Annotated in this window: 10 protein-coding genes; 6 read left to right on the top strand and 4 right to left on the bottom strand. The window is 64.0% G+C overall.

All coding sequences use genetic code 11. The features are described 5' to 3' along the window. Positions 1 to 536 precede the first annotated feature (536 nt). The 4 genes from WCB02_RS39750 to WCB02_RS39735 all read left to right on the top strand — a co-directional run bounded on the left by WCB02_RS39750 (position 537) and on the right by WCB02_RS39735 (position 3,744). Positions 537 to 1,475: a 2-dehydro-3-deoxygalactonokinase gene (locus tag WCB02_RS39750; protein ID WP_423967941.1), complete on the top strand. Its 939-nt coding sequence runs from the start codon at positions 537 to 539 to the stop codon at positions 1,473 to 1,475. A 1-nt stretch (position 1,476) separates the two neighbouring features. Beyond that, positions 1,477 to 2,106, top strand: coding sequence for a 2-dehydro-3-deoxy-6-phosphogalactonate aldolase (locus WCB02_RS39745; RefSeq protein ID WP_423967939.1), 630 nt, complete (start codon positions 1,477 to 1,479; stop codon positions 2,104 to 2,106). 345 nt (positions 2,107 to 2,451) lie between these two features. Further along, positions 2,452 to 3,450, top strand: a complete 999-nt coding sequence (dusA, locus tag WCB02_RS39740; RefSeq protein WP_423967937.1) for a tRNA dihydrouridine(20/20a) synthase DusA — start codon at positions 2,452 to 2,454, stop codon at positions 3,448 to 3,450. Positions 3,451 to 3,615: 165 nt separating this feature from the next. After that, entirely contained in the window at positions 3,616 to 3,744 is a 129-nt protein-coding gene (locus tag WCB02_RS39735; protein ID WP_423967935.1) for a hypothetical protein, read from the top strand. 60 nt (positions 3,745 to 3,804) lie between these two features. Here WCB02_RS39735 and WCB02_RS39730 read toward each other — a convergent pair whose 3' ends face one another. From WCB02_RS39730 to WCB02_RS39715, 4 genes are all read right to left on the bottom strand, one after another. Then, positions 3,805 to 4,314 carry a TIGR02281 family clan AA aspartic protease gene (locus WCB02_RS39730; protein WP_423967932.1) on the bottom strand — a complete coding sequence of 170 codons (510 nt, stop codon included), beginning with the start codon at positions 4,312 to 4,314 and terminating at the stop codon, positions 3,805 to 3,807. Between the two features lie 31 nt (positions 4,315 to 4,345). Further along, positions 4,346 to 4,549, bottom strand: coding sequence for a DUF1289 domain-containing protein (locus WCB02_RS39725; RefSeq protein ID WP_423967929.1), 204 nt, complete (start codon positions 4,547 to 4,549; stop codon positions 4,346 to 4,348). Between the two features lie 50 nt (positions 4,550 to 4,599). Then, positions 4,600 to 6,201: a sensor histidine kinase gene (locus WCB02_RS39720; RefSeq protein ID WP_423967926.1), complete on the bottom strand. Its 1,602-nt coding sequence runs from the start codon at positions 6,199 to 6,201 to the stop codon at positions 4,600 to 4,602. Positions 6,202 to 6,364: 163 nt separating this feature from the next. Then, the gene (locus WCB02_RS39715) at positions 6,365 to 7,234 is read right to left on the bottom strand and encodes an NAD(P)-dependent oxidoreductase (RefSeq protein WP_423967924.1); all 870 of its coding nucleotides are present in this window, start codon (positions 7,232 to 7,234) and stop codon (positions 6,365 to 6,367) included. A gap of 193 nt (positions 7,235 to 7,427) precedes the next feature. Between WCB02_RS39715 and WCB02_RS39710 the strand changes: the two genes are divergently transcribed. Continuing rightward, entirely contained in the window at positions 7,428 to 7,865 is a 438-nt protein-coding gene (locus tag WCB02_RS39710) for a VOC family protein (RefSeq protein WP_423967922.1), read from the top strand. 56 nt (positions 7,866 to 7,921) lie between these two features. After that, on the top strand, positions 7,922 to 8,200 hold a 279-nt coding region (locus tag WCB02_RS39705), incomplete at its 3' end, for an iron-sulfur cluster assembly protein (RefSeq protein ID WP_423967920.1).

Genomic DNA, 8,200 nt, shown 5'->3' with positions numbered 1-8,200 from the left:
GATGTCCTAAGTCCTACGAGGATGATGATCATAATCTAATGGTGCGTCGTTCTCTGGCTGTGGAGGCCTTCTCTCACTGATGCTTGGAGCGAATATGGGCGAAATTATTCGATTTGTTGCCAGGTCTGAGCGCGAGCGAGCGCGCCTGATTCAAGAGGCCCGCGCGATATATGACAGCATCTTCCCGGCAGCTGATGCAGTCGGCAAGCCGCGGGATAAGGCACCCCCCACGTCATAAGGTCGGGGGCGCCAATCGCCATCCCGGCGACGGCGTCCTCGCATGAGATCGGAGACGAGCGGCTGCGTAGCGTCAAGCAATCTGGCTGCTCCGAGTGTTGGCGCCATTGCCGGCCGTGGTGGTCAGCGACCTGTTCGCGAAAACCGAGCGGCAAAGCTGCATCATGGGCTGGGATTTTCCGGCACCCGGCTCAGCGGCGCGTCGCCGCGAGGGGCGCCGCGCAAAGTCTATCGGAAGCATGAAAATTCGAGTATTCGATCGCCCTTGATATCCGATGGTACCGAGGAGTGGTGGTTTGATCCCTGCTGCATGTTCGTCCGGCGCCGCGCCGGGAGCGTTCGTCGCTGTCGACTGGGGCACCAGCAGCTTTCGTGGCTGGCTGATGTCTGCCGATGGCGAGGCGCTGGCAGAGAGCCGCGGCGCCGAAGGCATGCTGCATTGCAGCGGCGCAGGCTTTGCTCCCGTGCTGCGTGATCACCTCGCAAGGCTCGGCGCTCCCGATGGAATCCCCATCTTGATCTGCGGGATGGCAGGCGCGCGGCAGGGCTGGGCCGAGGCGCCCTATCTGAAGACGCCGACGCGCCTCGATGCGCTGCATGAGGGCGCCATCCGCGTTGGCGCGCGCGGCGACATCCGCATCCTGCCCGGTGTCGCTCAGGCGCGAGCCGACCGGCCCGACGTCATGCGGGGAGAAGAGACGCAGCTTCTGGGCGGGACCGACCCTGATTTCACCGGTCTTGTCTGCATTCCCGGTACGCACAGCAAATGGATCAGGATAGAAGCAGGTCAGCTCATCGAGTTCTCGACCTATATGACCGGCGAGCTGTTCTCCGTGCTTTCCCAGCATAGCATCCTTGCCCACGCAGTCGAAATGGCTGGTCAGGTTCCGACGAAAAGCCAGCCGTTCCGCGAGGGCCTCGCAACGGCGCTGGCTGCGCCGGCCGGACTAACCGCGTCGCTTTTTCGGCTGCGTGCCGCGCAACTGCTGGGATTCGAGCAGCGGATCGATGGTGCGGCGCGGCTGTCGGGCCTCTTGATCGGAACCGAGATCGCGGATGCGGTGGACCGATATGGTGCTCCGCGATCGCTGCGGCTGATCGGGACAGGCAGCCTCGGCCTGCTGTATGAGGCGGCATTGAGCAAACGCGGTTTCGACGTGACAGCGGTCGATGCAGACGAAGCGTCACGAGGCGGGCTCAGCAGGGCCGCCATCGACATTTGGGGAGCGCAGTTCTGACATGATGCATCCGGTTCCCTGGCCCAGGGTCAGGCGCTCGCTCATCGCGATTCTGCGCGGTATCCATCCCGACGAGGTCGAGGTGATCGTCGAGACGCTGATTGACAGCGGCTTTGAATTGATCGAGGTGCCGCTGAATTCGCCTGACCCTTTTGTCTCGATCGAGCGTCTGTGCAAGCGCTTCGGGAACGATTGCCACATCGGGGCAGGCACCGTCCTCAACGCAACTGACTGCGCGCGTGTCGCCGATCTCGGCGGGCGGTTGACGGTCAGCCCGAATGTAGACGCCGATGTTCTGGCAATGGCACAGGCGCGGCAACTGGTGACCATGCCCGGCGTGTTCTCGCCCACCGAGGCATGTCTTGCGCTGCGCTGTGGAGCTTCGGCCCTGAAGTTCTTTCCTGCGTCGGTACTTGGGCCGTCCGGTATTGCCGCGCAGCTTGCCGTCCTCCCGAAGGAGACGGTGGTCGGTGCTGTCGGCGGCGTATCGGAAAAAAACCTTGCCGCGTATAGGGCGGTGGGAATCCGGGTGTTCGGACTTGGCAGCAGTCTCTATCGCCCGGGCATGACGGCGCTCGAAGTGCGCGAGGCAGCGCTGACCTCGGTCCATGCCTATGATGGCCTTGGCTAAGGCGACTGGCCGAGGCAGGGAAGAGCGATCGCAAGGATCGCTCTGATATCAAGGACCCGAAACAAACCGTCGAAGAGCTATTGCATCCCCGAAGGCCAACGCGAACCTGATGCATCCTGGGTGGGTTCCTCCGTGTGCCTCGGCGCAGACATGTCGCGCTGGCATATTTCGGCTTTCGTCGGAGTTGGGCGCACCCACAGCCTGATTTCAGTCGGAGTGATCGTTGCCAAGCGTGTGCGCTCCGCGTGCATTGAGGCGTCGAAAAGCCGAAAAAATATCGCCTGATGGTGTAGAACAAAGTGCACACGACGCGACCTGACCAACGATTTGCATGTACTCCAGAAAATGAAGTTGAATCAATCACATAGATTCTCCGTGGCGCCGATGATGGACTGGACCGACGGGCATTGCCGCGTGTTCCACCGCCTGATGTCGCGCCGCGCGCGGCTTTACACGGAGATGCTGACGACTGGCGCGGTGATTTTTGGCGATCGTGCCCGGCTGCTCGGTTTTGATGCGAGCGAGCATCCGCTGGCGCTGCAACTCGGCGGCTCCGATCCGCGTGAGCTCGCGACGGCAGCCGGGATCGGCGAGGATTTCGGCTATGACGAGATCAATCTCAATGTCGGGTGCCCGTCGGATCGGGTGAAGGATGGCCGGTTCGGGGCCTGCCTGATGGCGGAGCCGGAACTGGTCGCGGCCGGCATTGCCGCCATGAAGCGCGCTGTGCGGATTCCCGTCACCGTGAAGTGCCGGATCGGTATCGACGATCAGGACCCGGAGGTGGCGCTCGATGCGCTGGCACGCGGCGTGGTGGCCGCGGGCGCCGACGCCTTGATCGTCCATGCCCGCAAGGCCTGGCTCAGCGGCTTGTCGCCGAAGGAAAACCGCGATATCCCGCCGCTCGATTACGAGCTTGTGTACCGGCTGAAGGCCGCATTGCCCGATGTGCCGGTCATCATCAATGGCGGCATTGCCGGCATCGCGGAGGCCGCCGCGCATCTTGGCAAGGTCGACGGCGTGATGCTGGGACGCGCGGCCTATCAGGAGCCATGGCGGCTGCTCGCGGTCGATCCGGAGTTGTTCGGCGAGGCCGCGCCGCACGCGAGCATGAGGGCGGTGTTTGAAGAGATGCTGCCCTATATCGAGCACGAGCTGGCGCGCGGCACCCGGCTGCATGCGATGACGCGGCACTTTGTCGGCGCGTTTTTTGGCGTGCCCGGCGCGCGTGCCTTCCGCCGTCATCTCGCCGAGCACGGCGTCAAGCCGGGCGCCGGGGTGAACGTGCTGCGCGACGCGATCACGCGGGTGGAGGACGTCGGCCGGCCCTCGATCGCCGCGTAGAGCGTGGCGGTCGAAAGCGAGCCCGCGATGTCCCGCCCGTGATCGGGCAGGCGCCTGAATCGATTGACGGCCGCCACTGCGCGGTTACGCTTCGCTAATTGTCCGCGCTTTCCGAAACGGGGGATGCGCAAATGAGTTTCGGGTTTTCTGGTCTCGTTCGGGTTGATGATTCTCTCGGTTGTCGGCGTTTTCATTCAGCTCCCTTTTGTCAGCGACTACGCCTTCTGGCTGGCTGTCGTCGCCTACGGCCTGCTCGCCGGCGCCAGATTTTATCATCATCACCACAAGGGCTGAGTGCCGGCATTCCACGGATCGACCGACCGCCGGGAAGCGGTGTCGGCCGCACTCCTTGCTTCAGAAGCCGTGCAGCACCAGGCGGTCGGCGCGTACCTCAAAACTTTCCAGCCGGTCCAGAAAGCTCATGCCGAGCAGATTGGTCTTCATCTGCCCGTGCGGCACCACGAGCGCCGGCACCGAACGTTCGACCAGCTTGCCGATCGCGAGCCGGTCGAGTGTCAGCCGCGCCGCCCGGGTGTGTCCGCCCGCGGTCTCGAGGTCGACATCATAGTCGAGCAGTTCGAGCGGCAGGCCAGCGGCCTTCGCGGTCTCATAGGTCAAGACCACCGAGGTCGCGCCGGTATCGATCACCATAGGAGCGGCGATGCCGTTGATCCTGGCGCGCAGCGCGAACTCGCCGCCCTGGCCGCGCGGAATCTGCACCGCGTGTGCCCGCTGCTCGACGTGATCGCGCAGCAGCTCGGTCACGGCATCGCTGGCCCGCACCACCCGCTCGGGATCCTTGTAGGCCGCAACGGCCGCCGCGGTGAAAGCGAACAGGAACAGCAGCAGCAGAGAACGCATCATCGCGCGGCTCCCGGATCAGCGTGGCCGTGGCTCAATCGTGGTCCGCAGCAGGGATCGGGGGCGCCAGTCCCGCATCCGCCATGCGCGCCGGCAATGTCGCCATCACCGCCCGCCGCTCCGCGCCGTCCATGCGGTGCCAGCGAGCGATTTCGGGAAGCGTGCGGCCGCAGCCGAGACAGAGGCTGGTCCTGGGATCGATCATACACACTGCGACGCACGGCGTTTCTTTGCTCATTGTTCGATTGTGAGGGACATCCTGGCGCTGGGGCAAGCACTGCTGTTGCTCTATAATCCTGTACCGGCGCTCATGATCGGCTTGTTGCGCGCGCGATGCTTTTCGCTCGCCGTAGGCGTCATGGTGTCCGGTTGCAGCGGCGGCGCGGAATCGTCGGACATCGGCGCCAAGGCCGACATCACGCGCTCCGGTGGGAAGGTGATGATCACCTCGGTGCCGATCCGCAATTTCGATTTCAGCGTGAAGGTGCCGCCATGCAGGTCGACCAGGCTCTTTGCGATCGGCAGCCCGAGACCAGCGCCTTGCTCGGCGGACTTGATCGAGTTGGAGCCCTGGCCGAACGAGGCCAGCACGATCGGGATCTCATCCTCGGGAATGCCCGAGCCGGTATCCTTGACGCTGAGATACTGTCCGCCGGAGGCGGTCCAGCCGGCCTTCAACCAGATCTCGCCGCCCTGCGGAGTAAACTTGATCGAGTTCGACAGCAGGTTGAGCACGATCTGCCGCGTGGCGCGCTCGTCGCCCCAGATCCGCGGCATGCCCTGCTCGAACACCTCGTGAATCGTGATGCCGCGGCTCGAGGCGCGCAGCTTCAACAGATGATGGCAATCGGCGACGACATTGACGAGCGAGACCGCTTCCTCGTTCAGCTCATAGCGACCAGCCTCGATCCGCGACAGGTCGAGGATCTCGTTGATCAGGTTCAGCAGATGCACGCCGGAATTGTGGATGTCGGCCGAATATTCCTTGTAGACCGGCACCGCATGGGCGCCGAAGATCTCGCTCTTCATCACCTCTGAAAAGCCGAGGATGGCGTTCAGCGGCGTGCGCAGCTCGTGGCTCATCTGGGCCAGGAAGCGCGATTTGGCGACATTGGCCGATTCCGCGCGATGTCGCGCCTCGTCCGAAATCGACTTGGCCTGCTCGAGCTCGCCGATCAACGCATCCTTCTCGGCGCGCGCTTCCAGCGTCGCCAGCGTGGTGGAATGCAGCCGGTGGGCGAGCAGCGCGAAATATCCTTCGGCCGCGAGCGCCAGCGCTGCGAGCACGCCATCGTCGAACGTGCCGCCAATCGCGAAATTCAGCGAGATCGCCACCGTGATCGGGATGGTGGCCGCCAATGCAGCGATCGGCAGATTGGCCGCCAGCATGCTCGATACCGCGACCACCAGCAGCATCAGCGACATCATCACCGTATCGGAGACCGCGCCGAGCGCCGGATGAACAAGCATCGCCATCCAGCACAGGCCGTAGAGCAGGTCGAGCAGCACAAACCGCGTGCGCCATTTCGGCATCGAGCCGGGTGAGGGCGGCTCTGCCAGAAAGCGGACGCAGGTGCGCACGGTGGCGGCATGGATGCTCAGCACGCCGCAGGTCCAGAGCGCCGCAGTGGTCGGCTGCATCCACACGCTGAACAAGGCGCCGGTTGCAACGACCAGCAGCATCACGACCAAGGAGGCCGAGATCCGCGTCTGCGCGTATTGCCGCAACAATTCCCGATCGAAAGCGGGGCGGGTTCCACTGGTCGACGTTAACCGATCCCGCGCCTCACGCACCCGCTGCGCGGCGGCCCGCCGGCTGCTGGCGGGCACCGCAACTGGCGGCTCTGCCGGGAGCTGAACAATCTCAGGCTTTTCGGCGGGTTTACTCATCAAACAACACAAACCCCGCCCGCGACAGGCGGGCTCCTTGCATTGTCTATCTGTGCCGCCAAATCCTTAAGAGGTGCTGTAGAAAACGAAAAATTTCCCTTAACCGGAGGTTAAATTAACCTTTGGCCGCGCGCCGTTTTCGCGCGCGGCCATGCGCCTGAACTCACCGTTCCAGCCGCGCCAGCAGGCTCGACGTATCCCAGCGCTTGCCCCCCATCTTCTCGACCTCGGCATAGAAGGCATCCACCAGGGCTGCGACCGGCAGGCTCGCACCGTTGCGGCGGGATTCGGCGATGCAGATCGAGAGGTCCTTGCGCATCCACTCGACCGCGAAGCCGAAATCATATTTGCCGTCGTTCATGGTCTTGTAGCGGTTCTCCATCTGCCAGGACTGGGCCGCGCCCTTCGAGATCGTGTCGATCACGGCGGCGACGTCGAGGCCCGACTTCTTGGCGAAATGGATGCCCTCTGAAAGGCCCTGGACCAGTCCTGCGATGCAGATCTGGTTGACCATCTTGGTGAGCTGGCCGCTGCCCGCCGGACCGAGATGCTTGCACATCCGCGCATAGGCCGCGATCACGGGCTCGGCGCCCGCATAGGCGTCCGCGGCGCCGCCGCACATCACGGTCAGGACACCGTTTTCCGCGCCGGCCTGGCCTCCGGACACCGGGGCGTCGACGAATTTGAAGCCGGCCTTCTGGGCCGCGGCGTCGAGCTCGCGCGCCACTTCGGCGGACGCGGTGGTGTGGTCGACGAAGGTCGCGCCCTTGCTGATGCCGGCGAAGGCGCCGTCCGGCCCGATCGTCACGGCGCGCAAGTCATGGTCATTGCCGACGCAGCACATCACGAAATCCTGACCCTCGGCAGCGGCCTTAGGCGTCCGCGCCGCACGGCCGCCGAACTTTTCGACCCAGGCCTGCGCCTTCGCCGCGGTCCGGTTGTAGACCGTGACCTCGTGGCCACCTTTTTTCACGAGATGTCCTGCCATGGGAAAACCCATCACGCCGAGACCGAGAAAAGCGACTTTAGCCATGTCTGCTACCTTGTTTTACAAGCCTTGGGGGGTTCGCCGGCATCATGGAACTGGCCGGCTTTTGGGGAAGCGGGCACCATAAGCCCTGCGCCATGAAGGGCAACGGCTTCGTTGGGCGCAAGGTTTGGCGCAAGCCGGGGGTTTCGTGCTAGGTTGGCAGGCCAGCAAAAGTCACAAAAAGGGAGTGTATCGCATGGGCATGAGCGTAGGCGTGCTCGATCATTTCAACATCCGGACCCGGAAACTGGCTGAGACCGTCCGCTTCTATGAGGATGTGCTCGGCCTGGAAAAGGGCGCCCGGCCGAACTTCGCCTTCCCGGGGGCCTGGATGTACAGCGAGGGCAAACCGGTGGTGCATCTGGTCGATATCGCGGCCACCGACGAGCTGCAAAAGCCCGATTCCGGTGTCGTTCATCACGTCGCCTTCGTCAGCCGGGGCTTTGCCGGCATGAAGGACCGGCTCGCGTCCAAGGGCATGGCCTTTGACGCACGCCAGGTTCCGGGCGGCGATCTCTGGCAGATCTTCGTCAACGATCCCAACGGCGTCACGATCGAGCTGAACTACGAGGCCGCCAAGGAAGGCGGCGTCGCGGCGCCCGTCGAGCGGCGGGATGATGTCGGGGCGATGTAGCCTTTTGAGCCGCAACGCTTTAAGGGTCGCATCCGACAAATTTGAGGAGATGCACTTTGAGCGTGACGCAGCAACAGGTCCTGGACGCGCTTGCCAAGGTCGCCTCGCCCCGCGGCGTGGCGCTGACCAACGCCAATGTGCTGTCACCGGTCACGGTCGATGACGGCAAGGTGTTCCTGTCGATCAATGTCGATGCTGCGGAAGCCCGCGCCTGGGAAAGCGTCCGGACGCAAGCCGAAACCGCGGTGCGCGCGATCGCCGGCGTCACCACCGCCATGATCGCGCTGACCGCCGAGCGCAAGCCCGGATCGGCTTCCCCAGCACCGGCACCCCAC

Source organism: Bradyrhizobium sp. (assembly GCF_049581145.1).
Classification (GTDB): Bacteria; Pseudomonadota; Alphaproteobacteria; order Rhizobiales; family Xanthobacteraceae; genus Bradyrhizobium.
This window is presented reverse-complemented; position numbering and strand designations above follow the sequence as displayed.